A 26,072-nucleotide genomic window follows, 5' to 3' on the forward strand; every position below is an offset into this window, starting at 1 on the left:
ATCTAATATAAGGAGAGCTTATATGATAAGTAAATTAGATCTATATAAAATTTTTCGTCAAGTAGGAAAAAGTAAGAGCTTTTCAAAGGCGGCAGAGGAACTTTATATGACACAACCAGCTATAAGTCAATCTATAATGCAGCTTGAAAGAGAATTAGACACTCGTCTTTTTAATAGAACACCTAAGGGAGTATCACTAACTAATGAAGGAAAACATCTCTTTGAATATGTAGATTCAGCTATAGGTTTAATAGAAGCTGGAGAAGAAAAGATTTTAGAATTTCACAATTTATCTGTAGGAGAACTTAAAATTGGTGTGTGTGATACAATTTCAAAATATTATTTAATGCCTTATTTGGAGAAGTTTCATAATATGTATCCTAATATTAAGTTTAAAATCATTAATAGTACAACATTAGAGCTGTGCACACTTATAAAAGGTGGTGAGATAGACATAGCAATATGTAATTTTCCAATAGATGACCCATCTTTAGAATTAAGACCATGTGTAGAAGTACAAGATATTTTCGTTTGTGGAGAGAAGTACAAGTATTTATTAAATGATAATATGTCACTTGACGATGTGGCTAATTTGCCGTTAATATTTTTAGAACAAACATCAAATTCAAGAAAATATGTGGAAAATTTTATGATTTCAAAAGGTATAAAAATATCACCAGAGTTTGAACTCGGTTCATATGATTTGCTCTTAGAATTTGCAAAAATAAATTTAGGAATAGCATGTGTAGTTAAGGAATTTGCAAAGGAATATTTAAATAAAGGTTTAATATATGAAGTAAAAACAGTAGAAGAAATTCCTAAAAGAAATATAGGGGTGTGTTATTTAAAAAGAGTTCCACTTTCATTAGCTTCAACTAAATTTGTAGAAATAATTGAAGGATAAGCTTGTTAAATATCAATTATATGGTAGCATAGAAAATTTTAAGAAAGGATATAACTTCAGAGAACATATTTTTAGATATTATCAATAAAAATGTTTAACAAATTAAAATATAAGTTAATTGTATTGTATATATGAAAGTATAGATTAAATATATAAAATAATAAAATTACCTTGTAATAAATAAAGTTATGTGTTATTATAAATGAGTAGCAGAAATGTTACTAAAATAAAGACTTGTATTTGATAAATAGTTTCTCGTAAATGGAGATTATTAATGAATTAAGATCTTTAAATTAGGGAGGAATTATTATGACAGATAAGACAATAGTATGCAGAGATTGCGGTAGCGAATTCATATTTTCAGTAGGAGAACAAGAATTCTACAAAGAAAAAGGATTCGATAATGAACCAACAAGATGTGCAGCTTGTAGAAGAGCTAAAAAAGAACAAAATAGAAGATAATTTTATATTGTTATAAATAAGACTGTAGTTTAAACTACAGTCTTTTTTGTTATAAAGATTTATTAATAAAAATAAGAACCAGTAGGCAAAATTTATTGAAGGCTTAACTTACTGGCTTCTAGAAATTAATTTATTATGAGTGTATAAGTATGCTTATAATAAATTTTTATAAAATGTCAAGGCTCATACCATAATATGTATAATTAATACGAGTTTTGAGGAGAATTCATTGATTAAATACTGCTAAATATTGTTTATGATAGAGAATTAATAAAAGAAATATTAATATATAATTAAAAGAAATATTATAAATATGTAAAATTCTTATAGATAATATTGCTAATCTTTAGGATTTTTTTTGTTTTTTATAAAATAAATATATATTCTATTAAAAACTTTAAGTATAAAAATAGGGATAAATATAAAGTAATGGAAAAATAATCCGATATTAAAGTGTAACTTAACTAATAGGTTTTTATATGTTAAAGAGGTTAAGTAAATTACTAAAAATCAAATTAAAAGGAAAAATAATCAAATGAGAATATTTAACAAGATATTTAATAGAAAAAGTAAAAATATAAAAGATATAGAAACCAATAAGGAATATATGAAAAGTAATGTAAATTTAACTAATGATCAAAAAGTTATTAGAGTACTAAACAATGTAATAAAAGGAAGTGAAATAAAAAATGAAAATTTATATATTAAAGACATAGAATTAAGAATAGAAGCACATGTATCACAAATAAATAAAGGATTTATTCAAGTTATATTTGTACTTAAGCATGAGATTTTTGATGAAGATTTACTTGAATGTGTAGCAGGAGTTGGAAGTAATATTAATTCAGCTATTGAACATGCAGTATCTAGTTTTTCTTTATCATCATTATGTGGAATAACACATGCATTAAGAAATGAAGAAGGTTATAAATTAAAAATAAAATATTATGATAAAATAAATGAGTTTACGCTCTATAAAAGCTGTTTAACAGCTCAAGGAAAAAAGTTGGAAGGTAAAAAAATAGATTATTGGGAACTATTGGGGGAAGAAATAAAAAAGCGCTTAGGAAATAAAAGGGTTTATTATATAAAGATATATGCATCTAAAACTGGTAATTCAACAAACTGCGAATGTAGAATAAATGGAACAGTTAATATTAGCATAAGTAAGATTATTAATGAACATATTAAAGTGTGGAAAATAGAAGAAGCATTGTATTCCGAAAAACAAATTTTTGTTTTAATTCAAGGAAAAAATACATATGTACCATATAATTTTACCCCAATACATATTAGTAATATTACTATGAAAGCATTGGATTTATACAAACAATGTGATTCAGCAGAAAAATACAATAATTTATATACTCAAATTTTTAATTTCTGTGCTGATAACACTTTAACTACTGAATTATTTTGCTTTATACCAGAAATTTTTTGTGAGTTTATATTCCCAGAGGTAAAGTATTCAGATGAAATTATATTACTAAAAGGAAATGAAAAGATTCAATTATTTAAAGAACAAATTATGTCTTATAATTTAATATATGATATTATTGAAAGAACTATTAAAAGTGGATACTATGAAAATAGTGAGATAATGAATATTGTTTTTAAAAGTTCATTATTTAATGCAATTAATAAAGCTTTAAATAATGGGAGTAAAATGGAGAGTTTATGTATGACTTCTTTAGCATTTAATGTTAGAGCTGATTATAGAGTTTTTTAAGTAACTAAATATAAAAGGTTGTTACATTTTGAACTGCTCCCTGTTAAGCAGACAGGGAGCAGTTCATTTTATTTTGTAACAACCTTTTTAAGATTTACTTTTCCTTAGCAAATATTTTTTTATTAAGACCATTTAAGAAACAATTAAATTTAATAGCTACAACATCTCGTGAAAGTAAAAATGTAATAATAAAAGTACCTATTATAATGATTATAAATTTAACAATATCACTTGGTATAAGAGAACATATGCCCAACACAACACCAATAAAATAAGTATGTAGTAAATATACTGATAAAGTATTTCTACCCAATTTGCATAAAAAAGTTTCCTTTTTAGTTACCAAATTTGCAAATACATATATAAATAGAAAACCAATTCCGTAGTTTAGTGTAGCAAGAATAATACTTTTTATCATACCTATTTCAAAATGATTATAAGAACGATCAGCCCATAAAAATTCTCCTGGAATATTAAAAAGCTTAACAAATAGAATTGCAAGTGTAATACCTATACCAGTAATTAATATAGAAGGGACTTGTCCAAATTTTCTTAATTCATGTAATTTTTTTTCACTTGTATAATATCCAGCTAGAAAGAATGGAGTAAATGCAAGAGTACGTGAAAGCGACATGAATGTACCTAATTCACTAAAAAGTCTAGCAGCTATTCCTACAATGATACTGATCATAAATATATTTCTAATTTTTAAAAGATCTGGTAAAAATATTTTCCAAAGGAACATTGAAAATATATACCATAATGCCCACCCAGGAGTAAAAAATGAAAATACAGTTATACTTGTAATTTCAACAGCATTATTTCCTAGAAAATATCTAGAATACATCTCAATTATATTCCATATTATGTTGAAAAATAGAAATGGTATAAATAAATTTTTTACTGCATTTTTACGTCCTTTTTCTATATTTTTAGAAAGATAACCTGATATAAAGATGAATACTGGCATATGAAAAAGATAAACAAAGGTATACATAATTCTAACAATATCATAATCCTTTCGTAAGAATTCTAAGCTATGTCCTAAGACTACTAGAAAAATTAATATACCTTTACTATTATCAATTAAATAATTCCTATGCGTTTCTACCATTTTATTAACCCCTTTTATTAATCAAAATAAGAGTATTCTTATTTATATCTTAATATAATTTTAAAATTCATACTATTTATACTAAAACATAGTGTTGCCTTAGAGTCAATAGTATTAGGATATGTTAATTTAACCATTTTATTAATTACATAAATTAAAAATCTTTGCTATATAATTGAGATAAATATATAATATAAGTATTAATTTAAGGTAGGGATAACAAATGAAAGAATTAAAAGTTATAGTGAAAAATGAATATGTAAAAAAATATAGCAATAAATATGCATTAATATCAGCGGAAACATTAGAAAATCCACAGGTGTTAAAAAATGAAGGAGATATTATTACATTAGTAGATAAGAAGCAACAATTTTTAGGTAAAGGCTATTATGGAAAGCAAAACAAGGGTTGTGGTTGGGTTTTAAGTAATAGTAAAAAGTGTAATTTTGATAATAAGTTTTTCTATGATAAGTTAAGAAATGCTTTTTCAAAAAGAATGAAATTATACCATTCTAAAGATACAAATGCTTTTAGAGTATTTAATGGCAGCGGTGATGGAATTGGTGGATTAACTATAGATTATTTTGATGAATATTATCTTATAACCTGGTATAGCAAAGGTATTTATGCATTCAAGGAGTATATAATAAAATCTATAAAATCTTTAGTTTCATTTGAAGGAATATATGAAAAGAAGAGATTTGAAGACAATGGAATGGTTGTAGATGAAGATAGCTATTACTGTGGTCAAAAAGCACCAGAACCTTTAGTTGTTAAAGAAAACAACGTGAATTTTGCCATTTATTTAAATGATGGTGCTATGGTTGGGGTATTCTTAGATCAAAAGGATGTTAGAAAATCTATAAAGAATACTTATTCTAATGGTAAGAGAGTATTAAACACTTTTTCATATACAGGAGCATTCTCAATGGCAGCAGCAATGGGTGGTGCTATAACTACTAGTGTGGATTTGGCAGGTAGAAGTTTAAAAAAGACTATTGAAAATTTTGAATTAAATAAGATTGATCTAAATAATCATGAAATTATTGTAGAAGACATATTCCATTACTTTAAGGAAGCTAAAAAAGATAATAAGAAATTTGATTTAGTTATATTAGATCCTCCAAGTTACGCTACTTCTAAAGATAATACATTTAGTGCAGCAAGTAATTACAAAGATTTAGTTAAGAGTGCTATTGATGTTACTGAAGATGAGGGAGTAATAGTTTGTTCTACTAATTGTTCTACATTTAATATGGATAAATTTAAGAAGTTTATTGATAAAGCATTTGTAGAAAGTAATAAGAAGTATTTTATTCTTGAGGAACATACATTACCAGAGGATTTTGCGGTTTCAGATAAATATCCTGAAGGCGATTATCTTAAGGTAGTTTTTGTTAAAGTATACTGTGATAAATTAATGAATGAAATTGAAAATATGAACTAAGATTATAAACAATAAATATAGAATAAAGCATTGTTAAATAGTGTTTAAAATTAAGATTTAGATTTAATCTAGATCTTTTTTTATTGATATGAATAAATTAATACATTAATATATATGAAGTTTTAAACAACATGTTGAAATCTTATTAAAGCAAAATAGATTAATATCGATAATATATAATGAAATTGCAATTTAATTTAATAAAGAATCTAATTTACAAGATACTATAAAATTTTAGTACACTAGATATAAGAAGGAGATGTATAAGGTGGGAAATAACTGGGGGTTCGATGTAAAAAAGATACATAAGGTAAATTATATAACTATAATTGTTATATGTTTACTTATGAGTGTAACTACTATGTCAATGCTTAACTTTAAAGTAAGTATGGAAGACTTATTACCATTCATAATAATATTAATAGGTTCAACTATCATATACTTTGCGAATATAAGGGATATGATAAAAGCTATAGCATTTAGTTTAGCTATAATACTTTCAAATTTTGGGTATTTTTTATCTGCGAATTTTAATGAACAAACCATAGCTTCTGATACATTAGTTTTTGTAGCAGGAATAGTATGTGCAGCATTATATTTTAGCAAAAAATTATTGGTTACTAATGCACTTATTTTGGATATATGTATTGCAATATTATTTTGGGTTAATCCAGGAAGTATTTTAGGAAAAAGTTTTTCATATTCTAATATGCTAAATTTTTTTGTAATTTTAAATGGAATTATAATTTTAATCTATTGTCTTACTATTTGGGGGGGACAGCTTATTGAAGCAGCAAATAAAAAATCTTCAGAAAGTAAAAATTTAATAGATAAATTAGATGAACTGTTATTAAATATTAAAAGTGTTACTAATGACTTAGATGGTAACATCGAAAATTTTTCTGAAGATATTAAACTTGTTAATGGTACTAGTAAAGATATAAATGAGTCTATGGAACAAATAAATATTGGAGTTCAAGAAATAGTAAGGAGTATGTCAGATATAAACTTAAGAATAAATAACTCAACTGATTCATTGAATAAAACTAGTGACATATCTAATTCAATATCTATGATAGCAAATGAGATGAATGATAATGTTAAAGATGGATCAGAAAAAATCAATTCTATGAATAGTACTATGGAGACAATTAAATCAGCTGTAGAAATATCTTTGGATACAGTTAACACTCTAAAAAATAGCATTGATAAAATAAATTCTGAAATTAATAGTATTTATGAGATTTCATCTCAAACTAATTTATTATCATTAAATGCAAGCATTGAAGCAGCTAGAGCTGGAGAACATGGAAAGGGATTTGCTATAGTTGCAGAAGAAGTTAAAGAACTTGCTGATCAAAGTACTAAGATAGTAAAAAATATTTATGAAATAATTACTGAAATAAATTTAATTACTAATGATGCAGTTGTTAAGGTTTCTGAAGGAAACACTTCAGCAGATGATGGAATTAAAGTTGTTAATGATGTGTGTAGTTCTTTCAATAACATTGAAGAATACTTTAAAACAATGAATGAGTATATAGGAGAAGAACATACTCTTATTAAAAATGTAGTGGATAATTTTATACCTATAAAAATAGAGATTGAAGGGATAGGAAGTATTACTGAAGAACATTCAGCATCTACAGAAGAAATTGATAGAACAATCAATGAGCAAAGCAAGAAAATTAACTCAATGACTTTATCTATAGAAGAAATTAGCGAATTAAGTAAAAATTTAAAGAAACTTTCTTCTAGATAGATAGTAATTAAAAAACATAGAGAGAAAGCAGTACGTTAACATTTATTTAGTGAAAAAGAAATTTAATATTTTAAATACAAGTTAAAATGCATACTGTAAATTAGTATGCATTTTTGTTAATTTCAATAAATTAATGTATTAATATATTCAAAATATAAACAAAAATGACAACGATTACTAAAGTTAAATGTATTAATATCGATAATATATAATGGAATTGGAAATTAATTTGATTAGGAGATGTATTAAAATGGAAAACGATTGGAGTTTTGATATTAAAATTATACATAAAGTAAATTATATAACTATAATTGTTATAAGTTTACTTATGAGTTTAACTACTATGTCAATGCTTAATTTTAAACTACGTATTAATGATTTATTACCATTCATAATAACAATAATAGTTTCAATTATAATATTTTTTTCAAATATAAATGATTTCATAAAAGCTATATCTTTTAGCTTAAGTATAATACTCTCAAATTTTGGATATCTTTTATTTGCAAACTTTAATGAACAAACTACTGCATCGGATGCATTAGTTTTTGAAGCAGGTATTGTATGTGGTGCATTATATTTTAGTAAAAAAGTATTAATTATAGATGCATTTGTTTTAGATATATGCATTGCAATCTTATTTTTGTTTAATCCTAGAAGTCTTTTAGGGGAAAATTTTTCATACTCAAATATGTTAAATTTTTTTGTTATTTTAAATGGAATCACAATTTTAATTTACTGTATTACTATCTGGAATAGAAAATTAATTGAAGTAGTAGATAAAAAGTTTTTAGAAAGTAGGGAGTTAGCAGATAAATTGGATGCAATCTTATTAAATAAGACTAGTGAGATATCTAATTCAATATCTACAATATCAAATGAAATAAATGATAATGCTGAATATGAAGCAGAAAAGATTAACAATATAATAGATTAAAGAAAATTTCAAAGTAATTAGCAAAAAATAACTGGTTAGGAGAAGTTCAATTACTCAGTCCATTTTACTTATGTATATATCAACACTCTACTATAAAACATAGCCAATATTTTTATTATAGAGTAAGAAAAAACAAGATATTAAGGAATATTTTATTTCATTATGCTATACTACTGATTATAGGATATATTAGGAGGCAATTCACGGATGGATAAAAGGCAACTAGTTATAATCTCTAGTAATGCAAAAAAATTTTTAGAAGTATCTAATAAAGCTAAAAATAATAAATTTGAATTTTCAATACATGAAAGCATAGATGAAGTTATTAAGTTAGATGAAAATTTAATAATAATAGACACTAATGTAGGTAATGAAGAAGTTATTAGAACTATAAAAAAACTAAAGAATGAATTTTTAAAAGTTAAATTAGGAATTATAATATGTATAGATAAAGAGAATATTGAGAGTTTAAAAGAGTACATAAAAATTGGAGCAGATGATTATATATTAAAACCATTTAGCTTTGAAGAAATAGATTTAAGAATTAGTAATCAAATTAAGTTAATGAAAGCAGAAACAAATTCTAAGATAAAAGATATTCAGTTTGATGCATTATTAAATAACACTCCTTTTATGGCTTGGTTTAAGGACAAAGACAGTAATTATATTAAGGTAAACAATGAATTCATGGAACATAGTGGAAAAACCATGAAGCAAATAAAAGGCAAAGGTGATCATTATGTATGGAGTGGAATGGTAGGAGATAGGTGTAGACAGTTTGATTTAGAAGTAATGAATAAAAGAACACAAGTAGTTTTTGATGAGATAATTCCTGGAGCGAAGGGATTTAAGCAATTTAACATGTATAAGGCACCAGTATTAAATGAATTTGATGAAGTAATAGGTACTATAGGTATTGCAAGAGATATTACTGATTTAAAAAATAAAGATGCAAAATTACAAATACTCATGAATAATTTACCATTTCCAGTATGGTTAACTGATACGAAAGCAAGATACGTTAATGGAAACAATAAATTTTCAGATTATTTTAATGTAAACATAGATGAATTAATAGGAAAAGTCCCACATGAATTTTTTGGAGAAGATGTTGTAGAAAATATTCATGATGAAAATAATGAAGTAATGGAATCCAAAGAGACTAGAAAATTTGAGTCTGATATTAAAATTAAAGGTGAAATTAGAAATGTAGAAATATATAAAACTCCAGTTTTTGATATAGGAAATAAGGTTATTGGTATCACTAGTGCTCTTATAGATATTACAGAGATTAAAGAAGCACAAAGAAAAATAAAGAAACAAGCTTTTACAGATGCTTTAACTCAAATATCAAATAGAACTGCATTATATGATTATATGAAAGATGAAAATGATTATAGTAAAATAGGTATGATGCTTATAGATATTGATAACTTTAAAGATATTAATGATTATTATGGTCACAACTTTGGTGATAAAGTAATTGTACATGTAGCAAATGAACTTAAGGAAATCTGTAACGATGCTTTTATATGTAGATTTGGCGGAGATGAATTTTTGATTGTTTTTAAAGATGTAGAAAATGAAGATGTTATAAGTAATCAAGCTGAAAAAATATTAGAAAAAATACGTTTGTATAAAGAGCATGATTTTTCTGTTAGTATAGGTATTGCAATGGGAGATAATATATCAGATATAAATAGGTTGCTTGTAAAGGTAGACCTTGCAATGTACAAATCTAAAGAATTAGGTAAAAATAGATTTATGACATATACTAAAGAATTAGAAGCAGAAAAAAACTTAACTTTAAATATAGAAAAAGATTTAAAGTATGCAATAGCCAAAAATGAAGTAAAGGTATTTTATCAACCACAGTATACAATAGATAGAAAACTAAAAGGATTTGAAGCGTTATTTAGATGGCAAAGTAAAAAATATGCTAGTGTTCCTGTTATAAAAATAATAGAAGTTATGGAAAGCACAAACTTAATAATAGATATGGGCTATTATATAATGCGTGAAGCTTGTAAATTTGCAAAAAAAATAAATGTAAATAGAAAAGCGAAGATAGTAGTTTCAATAAATATATCTGCTATTCAAATAATGGAAAAAGATTTTATAAAAAAGGTAAAATCAATAATTAATAAGACTGGTGTATCTATTAATTGTATTGGAATAGAAATAACAGAAACAATATTAGTTAAAAATATAGAAGAAAATATAATGAAGATTAAAGAATTAAAGGATATGGGAATTATAATTAGTTTAGATGATTTTGGTACAGGCTATTCATCTCTTAATTATATTGTAAATATGCCTTTATCATTAATAAAGATAGATAAGAGTTTTATTAGCGGAATGAATGTAAAAAAAGAATATATAAAGCTTTTAAGATTAATTATTGCATCAGCTCATTCATTAAATTTACCAATAGTAGCTGAAGGGGTAGAAACTGAAGAACAATTAGAAAAATTAAATAAAATGAATGTAGATTATGTTCAAGGATTTTTATTTTCTAAACCAGTAGAGGAAGAAAAAGCATTTAAATTATTAGAACTTGAATCATAAATTTACCATACAACTTAAAATTTTGTTGTATAACTATAATAAGCAAATATTTTATAAATATACTATTGTACGTGGTTAGTTAAAAAGTGTATAATGAAATGGCAGGTTATTAATTAAAATTACGAATGCGGGCTACATCTTAAGAATATTTCATATTTTTAAGATGTAGCCCAAATTTTTATATATTATATGAGAGGATTTAATTTTATTATAAGGAAGAGATTTAATTAAATATATAAGGATATCGGCTTTTACATATATTGATACAGTCTTTAACAGTATTTTCTCCATAATAGTTTATTAACTCAACAATAACTAATCCTAAAGCATTTTCTACTTTTGCTACATATAAAATGTGAACTAACTTATCGGTTAAATTATCAAAATTAAAACAATGTTTACTCATAATATAATAAATCCTCTCTAATTATAATTTATTAAATATATATTCATCTTTCAGGTATTCAATGACTAAAATCCAAAGATAATAAGATATATTTTAGAATATGAGCAATTAATAGAAATATATGCAGATTTAATAGAAATTTATCTTACAAAAATGTAATGTAAATGAAAGATATTTAAATATGTGATTCTATTAAGTTAGTATAGAATAATTTATGTAGAATATAACAAAGGAGAAGATGATTTATGTTTAACTCATTTCAATTAAAAGTAATAGCTTTAATATTTATGATATTAGATCACATTTATACTTATATGGGACCAGTAAGTGGAGTAAATATTCCTATATGGTTTGGATATTTAGGAAAACTTGCAGCACCAGTATTCTTTTATTTAATAGTAGAAGGATTTTTTAAGACTAAGAGTAGAATTAGTTATATGAAAAGACTATTTGTATTTGGAATTATAATGATTTTTGTTGATATTACATTTAATATCCATAACAATATATTTTTATCATTAGGATTGGCAGTAGCGCTTATGAATATGATAGAGTACACTAAAAAGTGTAAACAAGAAGGTAAGGATTATTGGATTGGAATATTGTGTAGTGTGGTAATTGGAATATTGATGATTTTTACAGAAGCATCTGTATATGGTTTGGGAATGACATTAATATTTTATTTCTTAAAAGAAAAGAAGATATTAATGTCCATAGCATATATACTATTTAGTATATCACCTATTTTATCATCATTAAGTCTTGGAGAATATTTTATGGAATCAATATTTATTTGGGATTATCAATGGATGATGGTATTTTCAATAATATTAATACTTATGTATAATGGAAAATTAGGTTTGCGTAATAAATTTAGTAAATGGATGTTTTATGTAATTTATCCCATTCATCTAATTATTATAGTTTTAATAAGTAGAGGATTGCTATTTTAGATTATGTTTGTATTTTAATATGAAGTTTATAAAATAGGAAATTTAATTTAAAATTCTAAAAATAAATATTAGTTTAATTAAGTTAATACAGATAAAAAAATTCTTTGCTTAATCATTATAAGCAAGGAGTTCTTTTTTTATTATATTAAATTACCACGTGAAAGTTTAATATAAGTAGCATTAAATTTCATAATTATTACTCCTAAATATAAATTTAATCTTTTGCTAAATTATAACACAAACAGATAAATATGTTATAATTTAACAAAAGATATTATAATATAGAAGAATTTAAGATACATAGGGGGAGAAACTTATATGCATTATGGCTATGTATTATTATTTCAATAACTCCTTTGCTTTGTATATATAAAAAGATATTATTAATATAATAATAAGAGATTAACAATAAAAAAATCAACTTATGAGGTGGACAATGATTTTTAAGACTTTAAGTTACATAGGAGAAAAATTAAATGATAGTGGAGTAGTGTGGGCTGTAGGAGCATCTATTTTATTAAATAGTTATGGACTTGCAGATCATCCTAATGATATTGATATTTTAGTAGACACAAATGATATTGAAAGAGTCGATAAAATTTTTAAAAGTATTGGTGAAAAGAAAGAAAAAAAAGAGTCCAAGACATATTCTACAAAATACTTTTATGAATATGTTGTGAATGGAATTGATATTGATGTCATGGCTGGATTAAACATTAACTATAATGGTGGAGTATTTAAATATACTTTTGATAATAAGTCAATTTCAGAATTTAAGAATATAAATGGGGTAAATATACCATTAACTTCTTTAGAGGATTGGTATGTTATATATCAGTTAATTCCAAATAGAGAGAAAAAAGTGAATTTCATAGAGGACTATCTAATATCAAATGGAATAAAAAATAAGGGATTATTAGAAAGAACATTAAAGTGTGAATTGCCTGATGAAGTTAGAAATAAAATTAAAAAAACATTAATTTTAATAATACATACAGTTTTACTAAAAGATTGCTGAATTTAATGAATGATTAAAAATATACCTTACAAAATATTTTAAATAAATAGTAGTATTTTATGTTTTAAAATGCTAATTCAGCAATTGTGTAAACATATTCATATTGTTTAACAAATAATTTTTATGGAGGTTAAAAATATGGATAAAAAAGAAATAAAAATAGTTACTATTGGAGGGGGTTCAAGTTATACTCCTGAATTAATTGAGGGTTTTATAAAGCGTAGTAATGAACTTCCGATTAAAGAAATTTGGCTTGTAGATATTGAAGATGGAAAAGAAAAATTAGAAATTGTTGGTGCTATGGCTAAAAGAATGGTTAAGGCAGCTAAATTAAATTGGAAAATTAATTTAACTTTAAATAGAAGAGAGGCATTAAAGGATGCTGACTTTGTAACAACTCAATTTAGAGTAGGCCTTTTGGATGCGAGAATAAAGGATGAAAGAATTCCTTTAAGTCATGGACTAATAGGACAAGAAACAAATGGTGCAGGTGGTATGTTTAAAGCCTTTAGGACAATTCCAGTTATTTTAGAAATAATTGAAGATATAAAAGAATTATGTCCAAATGCATGGCTTATAAATTTTACAAATCCAGCAGGTATGATAACTGAAGCAGCTATTAAATATGGAGAATGGAATAAAACTATAGGATTATGTAATGTTCCAATCAATTGTATAAAACAAGATAGTAAAGCATTAGAACTTGAAGAAGAAGATTTATTTTTTAAGTTTGGAGGAATAAATCATTTTCACTATCATAGGGTATGGGATAGTTGTGGAAATGAAAGAACAAAAGAATTAATAGAATTATTATATAATCCAATTAATGAAAATTCAAATAATGAAGCGGTAGTAGCAAATATTAAAGAATCAAAATTTATATATGAACAAATAAAAGATTTAGGATTATTACCGTGTCCATACCATAATTACTATTATGCTACAGATGATATGCTAAATGAAGAACTGGAAGGTTTTTCAAAGGGAGAAACAAGAGCTGAGGTTGTTAAAAAAACAGAAGAGGAATTGTTTGAATTATACAAAGATGTTAATTTAGATTATAAACCAGAACAATTAACTAAAAGAGGTGGAGCTTATTATAGCGATTCAGCATGTGAAGTTATAAGTTCAATATTTAACGATAAAAGAAATATTATGGTGGTGAGCACTTTAAACAAAGGAGCAATTATAGATCTTCCATATGATTCTGTTGCAGAAGTTTCAAGTATAATAACATCACATGGTCCAGAACCAATATGTTTTGGACAATTAGATGCATCATCAAGGGGAATGCTTCAATTAATGAAATCTATGGAACAAGAAACCATTTTAGCAGCAATTAGTGGTGATTATAATAAAGCATTACAAGCTTTTATAATAAATCCATTAGTTCCAAGTGGTAATGTTGCAAAGACAGTATTAGATGAATTACTTTTAGCACATAAAAAGTATTTACCTCAATTTAAAGGAGACGCTATACTTTAAGAACTAGTGGTATTTTAGTACAAGCATAATTATTATATTTAGATAGAGCTTATAAAAACTAATGGTTATAAATTTGTTATCAATGAGTCTGTAAGGATTATGTATAGTACAGAGCATAGTTAGATTGTATAAAAGCTTATAGATAACATGTTTTGTTTAATTGACAATGAAAAACTATTCAGAATAAAAAACATTTTGAATAGTTTTTTATGTATGAAGTCAAGTATTTTGTTCAATTTTGTGTATTAATATAGGGATTATATTAAAATAAAGTCTAATATTAAGAAACTAACTTTTATATAGGAAGGGGGGATTATAATGGTTAACATAACTAGAAAAGAAGAGGTTATGAAAAAACTACTAGAGCTTGAAAGTAAAAGTGAAAAAGGAGTAACAGCTACTCAATTAAGTTTATATATGAAATTAGATCGTACTAATGTAAGTAGATATCTAAATGAACTGTATAAAGATAAAAGATTAAATAAAAAGGATGGAAGACCAGTTGTATATAGTAGTATAAAAATAAAACAAAATAATAATTTAAGCGAAAATAGTAAAGAGCGAACAGTTAATAAAAAAGATAGTTTAGAGATGCTTGTTGGTTCAAAACATTCACTAAAATTGCCAATACAACAAGCAAAAGCAGCTATATTATATCCACCTAGAGGACTTCACACTTTAATATTAGGTGAAACTGGTGTTGGAAAATCATTATTTGCTGAAGTTATGTATTACTTTGCAAAAGAGTCTAATATGATATTGAATGATGCACCATTTGTCAGGTTTAATTGTGCAGATTATGCTGATAACCCTCAATTAGTTATTGGGCAAATCTTTGGAATAAAAAAAGGAGCATTTACTGGTGCTGATAGTGATAAAGAAGGCTTATTAAAAAAAGCAGATGGTGGAATATTTTTTTTGGATGAGATACATAGATTATCTCCACAAGGACAAGAAATGTTATTTACTTTTATTGATAAAGGATATTTTAGAGCTTTAGGTGATACAGAAAAGAAAATAAGAGCAGAAGTACAAATTATAGCAGCAACCACAGAATCACCTGAATCATTTTTATTAAAGACATTTACAAGAAGAATTCCAATGACAATAGTATTACCACCACTTAGAGAGAGAATGCTAGAAGAAAGATATAAACTGCTAAGTGAATTTATAATAGCGGAATCATTAAGACTTGGTAAAAGCATATATGTAAGTAAAAATTCAATAATATCCTTTTTGCTATATGATTGTCCTAACAATATAGGACAATTAAAAAGTGATGTTCAACTTTCGTGTGCTAAGGCATTTTTAAATTATAAAATAAATAAGAGCAATTATATTTTAGTAGATCAAAAAGAATTACAGCCTAGAGTTCAAAAAGGAATAATGAAAATTCAAGAACATAGGGAAGAAATAGAGGTTATAGTTAAAAATATTACTGATATTTTAAGATTTTCAAGTAAAGATAATTTTCAAAGAAATTTTGAATTAGAAATTGGTGAATCTAATAATGTTAAAAATAAGAGCTTTTATTCAATTATAGAAAATAAGGTAGAATTATTAAAGAATCAAGGAATTAATGAAGAAAGTATTAACAATATTTTAAATATTGATTTTGAAGAGTATTTTAAAAAGTATATAAATACAATAAATACAAATTTAAAAAAAGAAGAAATTTCTAAGATTGTTGGATTAAAAATAATAAGAGTTGTTGAAAATATGTTATCTATAGCTTCTAAAAGATTAAACAGAGAATTTAATCAAAGAGTTTATTTTGGACTTTCACTACATTTACAAGGGAGTATTGAGAGAATTACTTGTGGAAAAAAGATATATCATCCTAAACTTAATATTATTAGAGTTCAATATAGAGAAGAATTCAATGTAGCCATGGAGATAGTTAAAATTATTGAAAAAGAATTTAATGTAGATGTTCCTTTAGATGAGATTGGATATGTAACTATGTTTTTATCTGCATGTGATGACGAAGCTCGTGAATACGTAGAAGAAAAAGTTAGTGTCCTTGTTATGATGCATGGAAGAAGTACGGCCAGCAGCATTACTGAAGTAGCTAATACACTTATAGGAGAAGAATATATACAATCATTAGATATGCCGTTAACAATGAAGGCAGAGGTTATGTTTAAAAAGGCTAAAGAAAAAATTAAAGAAATGAATACTAAAAAAGGATTATTAATATTGGTGGATATGGGATCATTGATTAATTTTGGAAGTATCATTAGTGATGAATTAGGTATTAAAGTTAAGACAGTGGACATGGTAACAACATTAACTGTTATAGAGGCAGGAAGGAAAGCAATAAATGGAAGAAGCTTAGATGCTATTTATAGTTCATGTCAAGAAATAGGAAGAACTTCAATACAAATGTCTAAGGAATATTATAGTAGCCATAAAGAATTTATAATAATTACAACTTGTTTTACAGGAGAAGGTGCAGCGGAAAGAATAAAAACAAGAATAAGTTGTAGTTTGAAAAATATAGAAAAGGTTAGCATTATTTCTATTGATATATTAGATAAAGAAGATTTCTTAAAAAAGGTAAGTACATTGAAAGAAAAATATATAATATTAGCTGTGGTTGGAACTGTAAATATATTTATTGAAGGAGTACCATTTGTATCTGCACAGGATGTTTTTATGGAATATGGAGTAAAGCAATTAGATGATTTAATTGAAATAGAGAGTAATTTCTTAAAAGTAAGAAAAGCATTAGAAAATGAAATAACAGAAATTAATTGTATGGCTTTAATTAGTGACATTAGAAATATTATAAGAGATATAGAAGAAAGTTTGAATGTTAAAATTCAACATGATATACAAATTGGAATTCTAATTCATATAAGCTTTCTTATAGACAAACTAAAACATGGAATGAATCAGACTAAGTTTAATGAATTAGAAGAATATAGATACAAGTATTTAAAGGAGTTTTTGATTATTAGAAAAAGTTTAGGCATTTTAGAAAATAATTATAATATTGAAATTGGTGATGATGAATTAGCTTATATAGTTAGAATGGTTGTAGAAAATATAGTGTAAATATTAGTTATAACTTAACTGTAGATTGTGATATAAGGAGTTAACTTTATATAGAGTGTAAAAATAAGAAAGTGTGTAATTGATTTTACACACTTTTTTTGAGATTTTTACAATATGAGAATAGACTATAAACATAGGAAAAACATGATTTTAAAGAAAAATTTCTTTAATATAAATTTTGGCATGGTTATTGCTTAGTATATAGGTGTAAGGTAAAAATAATAAACAAGAATGAATATGTTTTAAAACTGTAATATAAAACTGTAACATAAAACTGTAAATTTAAAGGAGGATTTTAAGTGAAAAAGATATTGTTAGTTTGTTGTGCAGGAATGTCTACTAGTTTATTAGTTTCAAAAATGCAAGCAGCAGCAAAAGAGAAGGGAATTGAATGTAGTATAGAAGCAACAGGAGAAGCACAAGTTAAAGATCATATAGATAATATTGATATTTTATTATTAGGGCCACAAGTTAGATTTTTATTAAAACAATTTCAAAAAAGCCTAGCTGATAAGAATGTGCCAGTAGAAGTTATAAACACTATTGATTATGGAACAATGAATGGAAAGAAAGTACTAGCAAGGGCTTTAGAACTTATAGATAATAAATAATCAAAAAAAGGGGAGAAACTATATGGAAGAAATAATAATGAATCTTATAGTTCATAGTGGGGAAGTTAGAAGTTATTCAATGGAAGCAATTCAATGTGCTAAAAAGGGAGATTTAAATAAAGCTAGGGAATTGATAGAAAAAGCTGATGAAGAAATGTCAAAAGCTCATAATGTTCAATCATCTTTAATACAAAAAGAAGCTGGTGGAGAAAAAATAGAGGTGTCATTGCTTATGGTACATGCTCAAGATCATTTGATGACAAGCATGACAGTAAAATCTCTTGCTATTGAATTCATAGATATGTATGAGAAATTTGATGATAAGCTAAATAAGTAATAAAGTTAATTAGATGAAGAAGTATCTCCAACAATAGGAGCTTATTATATGGAATGGGGGATGAAAGAATGATAGGACTCGGGATTTCAGTTTATCCTAATCATGCAGATATAAATGAAATTGTGAAGTATATACATTTAGCTGGCAAATATGGATTTAAAAGAATCTTTACATGCTTAATTTCTGTAGCTGATAAAAACACTGAAGATGTAATTAGTGATTTCAAAACTATGTTATGTGCAGCTAAAGAAGAAAAAATGGAGGTGATTGCAGATTTAGATCCAAGTGTATTTAAAAGTTTAGGGGCATCTATATATGACCTAAAAGTGTTTAAAGATATTGGATTAGATGGAATAAGGCTAGATTTAGGCTTTAGTGGATTAGAGGAATCTATCATGAGTTTTAATGAGTATGGATTAAAAATAGAACTTAATATGAGCAATGGGACTAAGTATATAGATAATATTTTATCTTACAAATCCAATATTGATAATCTATATGGATGTCATAATTTCTATCCTCATAAATATACAGGTCTTTCACTTGAACATTTTATTAAGTGTTCAAAACAATTTAAGGAACTTGGATTAAGAACAGCCGCCTTTGTAAATTCTAAAGAAGCCAAGTATGGACCTTGGCCTGTATCAGAAGGGTTATGTACTTTAGAAATGCATAGAAACTTACCAATAGATGTACAAGCTAAACATTTTTTAGCAACAGGACTTATAGATGATGTAATAATAGCAAATTCTTTTGCATCAGAACAGGAATTAAAGATATTAAGTGAAATAAATAAAGAAAAATTAATGCTTAATATTGAATTTGATGAAACTGCAACAGAACTTGATAAAAAGATAGTTCTTGAAGAATTTCATTACAATAGAGGTGATGTATCAGAATACATGATAAGGTCTACGCAAAGTAGAGTTAAATATAAAGATAAGCGCTTTCCAGCAGTTAATACTCCAAATATAAAAAGAGGAGATTTATTAATAGATTCGGATTTATACACTAGATATGCAGGTGAACTTCAAGTTGCATTAAAGGATATGAAAAATAGTGGAAAAACAAATGTGGTTGGAAAGGTAGTTGATGAAGAAGTATTTTTATTAAATTATATAGAACCTTGGACAAGTTTTTGTTTTAGAGAAGTAAAAGGTTAAAAGTTATAAGAATAAAAAAATATACCTAAGTAAGGAGGAAAAGGTCTATGAAAAAATTTTTTGATTGGATGGAAGAGCATTTTGTACCTATCGCAGCTAAAATAGGTGCTCAAAGGCATTTAGTAGCAATACGTGATGGGTTTGCAACAATAACACCATTAATTATGGCAGGAGCATTTGCAGTATTATTTAATAATTTAGGTTTTAAATGGTATCAAAACTTTCTGGATTGGCTATTACCAGTGGGATGGAAAGCTTGGGGTGTAGCTATTTCTAATGGTTCTTTTGGTGTTATGTCAATATTAATAGTATTTACAATATCTTATCATTTGGCAAAAGGATATGATAAGGATCCATTAGCAGCAGGTATATTATCATTAGGATCTGCAATGCTTTTATATGCAACAAATGCTGAAGGTGCATTACCATTTACTTTCTTAGGAGCTCAAGGACTATTTATATCTATAATAGTAGCATTAGTTGTTACAGAAATTTTTGTTAAGTTATCAGGAAATCCTAAATTAATTATAAAGATGCCCGAGGGAGTTCCACCAGCAGTTTCTAAATCTTTTGCAGCTTTATTGCCATCAATTATAGTTTTAGCTTTAACAGCTGGAGTTAAGGAATTATTAATAGTTATAAATATACCAGATGTTCATCAGGCATTATTCTTAGCACTACAAAAACCACTACAAGGTGTTGCAGGTAGTTTAGGTGGAGTATTACTTATAATTTTTGTATCTCAATTACTATGGTTCTTTGGATTACATGGTTCTAATATACTTGCACCAATTATAAATGCGCTACTACTTCCATTGCTTGTTTTAAATACAGAAGCAATTAATTCAGGAGTAGAACCAAAATATATTGTAAGTAGTCAATTTTTAGATTCATATGTAAATATGGGTGGATCAGGAGCTACTATTGCATTAATTATAGCGATATATATTTTAGGAAAGAAATCAGGATCTCAACAAAAGATGATTGCAAATTTAAGCTTAGCACCAGGATGTTTTAATATTAATGAACCAATAATTTTTGGTATGCCAATAATATTAAATCCAATGTACTTTATTCCATTTATGTTAGCACCATTAGTATCTGCATTAACAGCATATGGTTTAACAGCAATACACTTTGTACCAAAAGTTTCAATTATGGCAGGATGGACAACACCTCCAATTTTAGGTGCAATATTCTCTACTAACTCAATTATGGGTGGAGTTACAGCTCTTATTTGTTTAGTTATTAGTGTATTAATATATCTTCCATTTGTTTATGTAGCAGGAAGACAAGAACTAAAAAATAACCAATAAATTTATTAAAGCTTTATCCTACTAATTATATAGTAGTTTAATATCATATAAATTATCCTCTCAAAATTAGCCCATTTTATAAAACAATTTATTTACAAAAAGCACTTCAGAATGTTTTTCTGAGGTGCTAATTTTTTTATTATTTAGGAAATTATATTATTGAAAAATTTGTAGATAACTTAAATTATAATTTTATTTTAAGGATAAGGATTAAAACTATTTCTTTATTTAATAGGATATAATTAATGTATATGATGCACAAAAAAGGAGCGGTATAGATTGAATATATTGATTGCAGATGATAAAAAGCAGATGCTTAAAATACTAGAAGCTTATTTTAAAAGAGAAGGATTTAATACTTTTGTGGCAGAAGATGGTGAAATGGCATTAGAAATATTTCATTTAAATAAGATAGATATAGCAGTGTTAGATTGGATGATGCCTAAAATTAGTGGAATAGAAGCTTGCAGATATATAAAGGAAAACAGTACTGCAAAGGTACTAATATTAACTGCAAAATCTCAAAATGATGATGAAATAGAAGCATTAAATTGTGGGGCAGATGAATATGTAAAAAAACCATTTGATCCAAGAATACTTTTATTAAGAGCTAAAAAACTTGTGAATTTTAATGAAAAAATGATAGTTAATGGTATTAAATTAAATATTAATGAACAAAAAGTATATAAAAATGATGAAATTTTAAAACTAACTAAAATAGAATATGATCTTCTTTTAGTTTTTATGAAAAATAAAGGTATTATCTTATCGAGAGATAAACTTATAGATTTAGTGTGGGGAATTGATTATATTGGAGATTATAGAACAGTGGATACTCATATAAGGCGATTAAGGGCAAAAATAGGAGAAGATAATATAAAAACATATAGAGGAATAGGTTATAGTTTGGAGGTTGATGAAAATTAAGATAAGCAGAAAGCTTACTGTTAGCATAGCTTCAGTTGTGATTATAGTTTTAATAATTTCTATATTAATAAACTTATTCTTTGTGGGAAAATATTATATATTTGAAAAACGTAAAATTTTAAATAGTGTAGAAAATCAAATATTAACAGAAGACATAGATGTACTAATTGATGATATACCTAAAATAGAACAAGAAAACAGTGTTGTCATCGTATATGGAGACTTAAATGATAATTTGAATAATATAAATGAAAATTTAATTTCAAATTTTAATTTAAAGAAGGTTAAATTAAATAAATTTTGGGTTACTGAAGAAACACTAAATAATATAAATAATAGAAGCATTAATAAGATATATGATCAAGGCGTACCTAAATATAGGATGTTAACAAAATTTGTAAAGAAAGATTCATATATATTTGCAATAGGATTATCCATCCCTTATATTGATGAGACTATAAGCAGTGTAAATAAATTCAACATATACTTAAATATGTTATCTATAATTATAATTATTATATTATGCGCCATAATATCAAAAAAAATAATAAATCCATTAGAGCATCTTAAAAAATTATCTAGGGATATTTCTGAGTTGAATTTTAGAAAAGAAGAAATACATACTAATGATGAAATAGAAGAACTTGCAATAAGTATAAATAGCATGAGTGAAAGTCTAGAGAAAGCTCATAGTGAAATTAATATAAAAAATAAAAGATTGAAGGAATTAATTTCAGATATATCTCATGAATTAAAAACACCTTTAGCTTTGATTAAAGTATACAGTCAGGGATTAGAAGATGGATTAGATGACGGTACATATATAAATACAATACAAGAGCAAATTGATGAAATGGATTATTTAATAGAAAAATTATTATTTTGGGCAAAATTAGAAAATAAACTAAGGAATAATTCAACTTTTGACATAGGAAAAAATATTAAAGATATAATAAAAAAATATCAGCTTATTCTTAAAGAAAGTGATATAAAACTATATTTAAATTTTGATGAAAAGAAAGAATATATCATATATGCTGATGAAGAAGATATTGAGGTAGTATTAAATAATTTTATTACTAATGCTATAAAATATACTAGCAATAATAGTATTGAAATAAAATTATTAGAAACTTTAGGGAAAGTAGAATTTTTCATATCAAATGGTATAGAAGACAGAGAAAAATATAATTTAAATGAAATATGGCAACCTTTCTGTGTATTAGAAAAATCAAGGAATAAAAACATATCGGGAACAGGGTTAGGTTTATCAATAATAAAAAGTATATTAGAAAAATATAACTTTGATTTTGGATTTAATTTAAAAGGTGATAGTATTGAGTTTTATGTAACATTCATGTAACATTCTTAAGCTATTTTGTTTAAGAGGTGATAATAATGAAAAGAGTAATATCTTTAATACTAGCGGTATCATGCGCTACAACAGTTTTAATGGGATGCATAAACAAAGATAAAATTAATAATAAGCTTTATTCAAAGGTAGAAGATTTAGATTTTACTTTTAAAGTAGATCCAGAAACATTTAAGGTTGAAGTTGAATCAAATGGAGTGAATGAAATAGTTTCAGAACCATTAGAAAATATGAAGGTATCTGATCTGAAAAATAATGGTGATGAAGTGTCATGGAAATACGATGAGAAAAATTTAAATGTTGATGTTAAAAAACAAAATAATTACTTAGATATTTCTATAAAATCTACTAAAGATGAGGAGAATAAATTTTCTTGGCCTAATGTAAGCGGAGAAAGCTATATGCTTCCACTAAATCAGGGTAAGTATATTCCAAGCAATGATTTAGTTTGGAAAGAGTATTTAAATGAATCTGAAATGAAAGTTATAGAATCTTTTTCAATGCAGTTTTTTGCAGCAAGTAAGAAAGATTATTCGTTATTATATATAATTAAAAATCCATATAACAACAATATTACTTTTGATACTAAAGAAAATATAAAGTTTACATTTAATCATGAATACCCATCTATAAATAAAAATAAAGAATATGGTTTTAGAGTCTACTTAACTAAAAATAGTCCTGTAGATATCGCTAAAACATATAAAAATTATTTAATTGAAAATGATAACTTTAAAACATTAGAAGAGAAAGCTAAAGAAAATAAAAATATTGAAAAACTATATGGAGCACCACATGCGTATTTTTGGGACAGAAATGTTATATCAGAAGAAAATATTAAGTGGAATAGATTAAGAGAAAATATGCCTCAAAATATAAAACTTTGGATACAAAATTTATTGAATACAAAAGTTTTAGATGGGGGTGAGCTTGCAACAGCTTTTGATGAATTTCAAAAGTTAGATTATACAGATAAGTATACTAAAAATAGAATGCTTAAAGGTTTTAATGAAATATTGCAATTAAAAGAGTTCTATAATTCTGAAATTTTCACTAATTTAGATAATGAAAGCAAAGTTTTAGTAGACAAAGGTATTGATAACTTAAATTCAGTAGAACTTATAAATTTAAATAAAAGATTGTTAAAAAGTGTACTATCAGATGATTTAGTACCTATTGAAAAATGGTCTGATGCTAACACTGTTGATGTAATAGAAGATATGAAAAATTCAGGGTTAGATAATATGTGGCTTGGACTAGATGATTGGCAAGAAGGTTTTATAAAGCCTGAACTTGTGGAAAGTGCAAATAAAGCAGGATATTTAATAGGAACTTATGACTCATATCATTCAATTCACAAACCAGGGGAAGAACAATGGATAACAGCTAAATTTAATGATAAATCTCTTTTTGAGGAAGCTACTGTAGCCAAAAAGGATGGAAAGAAAATTGAAGGATTCCAAGGTGTAGGAAGAAAGTTAAATCCAACTTTAGCAATGCCTAGTGTAAAGGAAAGAGTAACATCAATTTTAAATACAGGATTACAATTTAATTCATGGTTCCTAGATACAGATGGAACTGGAGAAATTTTTGATGATTATTCATCAAATCATATTACAACTGAAGAAGAAGATATAAAAGCAAGACTTGAAAGAATGGATTATCTTCAAAAAGAGTACAACATGGTAGTTGGTACTGAAGGTGGAAATGATTTTGCAAGCAAAAATATAGCTTTTGCACAGGGAATAGAAACACCATCATTTTCTTGGATGGATAAGGATATGAATAAAAATAAAGATAGTGAATATTATGTTGGCAGATATTATTCCAATACTAATGGCGTACCAGAAATGTTCTCAAAACAAATTCCATTAAAGGACAAATATAAAAAAATATTTTTAGATACAACTTATACTATTCCATTATATAAATTAGTTTATAATGATTCAGTTATAACAACACATTGGTGGGGATGGGGAACACTAAAAATAAAAGATGAGATAGAAAATAGAATGTTATATGAAGTCCTTTATAATGTACCACCATTATATCATTTAGATAAAAATGAATGGGTAGAGCACAAAGAAATAATAATTAAACATAGCAAAGTTTGGTCAGATTTTAGTAAAAAAGTAATAAATAAAGAAATGACTGATTACAAAATATTATCAGATGATAAATTGGTTCAAATGACTCAATATGAAGATGGTATAAAAGTAGTGTGTAATTTCTCAAATAATGAAGTAAATGCTGAAGGAGAAAAAATACCAGCAAAATCTCTTATAATAATAGATGGTAATGATAAAGTTATATATACACCGCAAGGTGAATAATATAAAGCTCAAATATTTAATTAAGTAATATTATTATTTTAGAGGGGTTATTTATGTTTAATTTTATTAAGCATAAGTAGCTCCTTTTTACTCTATTGTTCTACAGGTATTTTTCTATTTACCTAAGAACTATAACTGCTAATAAGATCTTAAATGTATTTACATATA

At 25.6% G+C, this 26,072-nt stretch carries 20 protein-coding genes; 18 read left to right on the top strand and 2 right to left on the bottom strand.

What is annotated here, in order from left to right; genetic code table 11:
- Window positions 1-22: 22 nt before the first annotated feature.
- The 3 genes from NG918_RS12655 (at window position 23) to NG918_RS12665 (ending at window position 3,095) form a co-directional block, all read left to right on the top strand.
- Window positions 23-904, top strand: coding sequence for a LysR family transcriptional regulator (locus NG918_RS12655; RefSeq protein WP_252214252.1), 882 nt, complete (start codon window positions 23-25; stop codon window positions 902-904).
- 309 nt (window positions 905-1,213) lie between these two features.
- A complete protein-coding gene (locus tag NG918_RS12660; protein WP_003373161.1) occupies window positions 1,214-1,366 on the top strand; it encodes a zinc-ribbon domain-containing protein in 153 nt (50 codons plus the stop codon).
- Window positions 1,367-1,901: 535 nt separating this feature from the next.
- Window positions 1,902-3,095 (top strand): DUF6348 family protein, encoded by a 1,194-nt coding sequence (locus NG918_RS12665; RefSeq protein ID WP_252226466.1) that lies wholly within the window; start codon window positions 1,902-1,904, stop codon window positions 3,093-3,095.
- Window positions 3,096-3,189: 94 nt separating this feature from the next.
- Here the strand turns inward: NG918_RS12665 and NG918_RS12670 are convergent, their stop codons facing one another.
- Complete coding sequence (locus NG918_RS12670) at window positions 3,190-4,209, bottom strand: acyltransferase family protein (RefSeq protein ID WP_252214248.1); 1,020 nt, start codon at window positions 4,207-4,209, stop codon at window positions 3,190-3,192.
- A gap of 223 nt (window positions 4,210-4,432) precedes the next feature.
- Here NG918_RS12670 and NG918_RS12675 point away from each other — a divergent pair, with 223 nt between their 5' ends.
- From NG918_RS12675 to NG918_RS12690, 4 genes are all read left to right on the top strand, one after another.
- Window positions 4,433-5,656 carry a class I SAM-dependent rRNA methyltransferase gene (locus NG918_RS12675; protein WP_252226468.1) on the top strand — a complete coding sequence of 408 codons (1,224 nt, stop codon included), beginning with the start codon at window positions 4,433-4,435 and terminating at the stop codon, window positions 5,654-5,656.
- 268 nt (window positions 5,657-5,924) lie between these two features.
- Window positions 5,925-7,418 carry a methyl-accepting chemotaxis protein gene (locus tag NG918_RS17110; RefSeq protein WP_252226470.1) on the top strand — a complete coding sequence of 498 codons (1,494 nt, stop codon included), beginning with the start codon at window positions 5,925-5,927 and terminating at the stop codon, window positions 7,416-7,418.
- Window positions 7,419-7,668: 250 nt separating this feature from the next.
- Window positions 7,669-8,355 (top strand): hypothetical protein, encoded by a 687-nt coding sequence (locus NG918_RS12685; protein ID WP_252214242.1) that lies wholly within the window; start codon window positions 7,669-7,671, stop codon window positions 8,353-8,355.
- Window positions 8,356-8,562: 207 nt separating this feature from the next.
- Window positions 8,563-10,923, top strand: coding sequence for an EAL domain-containing protein (locus NG918_RS12690; RefSeq protein ID WP_252226473.1), 2,361 nt, complete (start codon window positions 8,563-8,565; stop codon window positions 10,921-10,923).
- Window positions 10,924-11,146: 223 nt separating this feature from the next.
- Here the strand turns inward: NG918_RS12690 and NG918_RS12695 are convergent, their stop codons facing one another.
- The gene (locus tag NG918_RS12695) at window positions 11,147-11,329 is read right to left on the bottom strand and encodes a hypothetical protein (RefSeq protein ID WP_252214238.1); all 183 of its coding nucleotides are present in this window, start codon (window positions 11,327-11,329) and stop codon (window positions 11,147-11,149) included.
- Window positions 11,330-11,574: 245 nt separating this feature from the next.
- Between NG918_RS12695 and NG918_RS12700 the strand changes: the two genes are divergently transcribed.
- The 11 genes from NG918_RS12700 (at window position 11,575) to NG918_RS12750 (ending at window position 25,904) form a co-directional block, all read left to right on the top strand.
- Window positions 11,575-12,282, top strand: a complete 708-nt coding sequence (locus tag NG918_RS12700) for a TraX family protein (RefSeq protein WP_252214236.1) — start codon at window positions 11,575-11,577, stop codon at window positions 12,280-12,282.
- Between the two features lie 436 nt (window positions 12,283-12,718).
- Window positions 12,719-13,300, top strand: a complete 582-nt coding sequence (locus NG918_RS12705; protein ID WP_252226475.1) for a nucleotidyltransferase — start codon at window positions 12,719-12,721, stop codon at window positions 13,298-13,300.
- A 138-nt stretch (window positions 13,301-13,438) separates the two neighbouring features.
- The gene (locus NG918_RS12710; RefSeq protein ID WP_252226477.1) at window positions 13,439-14,785 is read left to right on the top strand and encodes a 6-phospho-beta-glucosidase; all 1,347 of its coding nucleotides are present in this window, start codon (window positions 13,439-13,441) and stop codon (window positions 14,783-14,785) included.
- A gap of 318 nt (window positions 14,786-15,103) precedes the next feature.
- Entirely contained in the window at window positions 15,104-17,845 is a 2,742-nt protein-coding gene (locus NG918_RS12715; protein WP_252226479.1) for a sigma-54-dependent transcriptional regulator, read from the top strand.
- Window positions 17,846-18,144: 299 nt separating this feature from the next.
- Window positions 18,145-18,456, top strand: coding sequence for a PTS sugar transporter subunit IIB (locus NG918_RS12720; protein ID WP_252214228.1), 312 nt, complete (start codon window positions 18,145-18,147; stop codon window positions 18,454-18,456).
- Between the two features lie 22 nt (window positions 18,457-18,478).
- Window positions 18,479-18,793 (top strand): PTS sugar transporter subunit IIA, encoded by a 315-nt coding sequence (locus NG918_RS12725; protein WP_252214226.1) that lies wholly within the window; start codon window positions 18,479-18,481, stop codon window positions 18,791-18,793.
- 68 nt (window positions 18,794-18,861) lie between these two features.
- On the top strand, window positions 18,862-19,956 hold the full coding sequence (locus NG918_RS12730; protein WP_252226481.1) for a DUF871 domain-containing protein: 1,095 nt from the start codon (window positions 18,862-18,864) through the stop codon (window positions 19,954-19,956).
- Between the two features lie 47 nt (window positions 19,957-20,003).
- A complete protein-coding gene (locus tag NG918_RS12735; protein WP_252226483.1) occupies window positions 20,004-21,272 on the top strand; it encodes a PTS sugar transporter subunit IIC in 1,269 nt (422 codons plus the stop codon).
- A gap of 279 nt (window positions 21,273-21,551) precedes the next feature.
- Window positions 21,552-22,199 (top strand): response regulator transcription factor, encoded by a 648-nt coding sequence (locus tag NG918_RS12740; protein WP_252226485.1) that lies wholly within the window; start codon window positions 21,552-21,554, stop codon window positions 22,197-22,199.
- Window positions 22,189-23,562, top strand: a complete 1,374-nt coding sequence (locus NG918_RS12745) for a sensor histidine kinase (RefSeq protein WP_252214219.1) — start codon at window positions 22,189-22,191, stop codon at window positions 23,560-23,562. Before NG918_RS12740 ends, NG918_RS12745 begins: the two co-directional genes overlap by 11 nt.
- Before the next feature lie 35 nt (window positions 23,563-23,597).
- Entirely contained in the window at window positions 23,598-25,904 is a 2,307-nt protein-coding gene (locus NG918_RS12750) for a glycoside hydrolase (RefSeq protein WP_252214218.1), read from the top strand.
- Window positions 25,905-26,072: the final 168 nt, after the last annotated feature.

This window comes from Clostridium sp. ZBS2, assembly GCF_023845855.1.
GTDB classification, from domain to species: domain Bacteria; phylum Bacillota; class Clostridia; order Clostridiales; family Clostridiaceae; genus Clostridium; species Clostridium aquiflavi.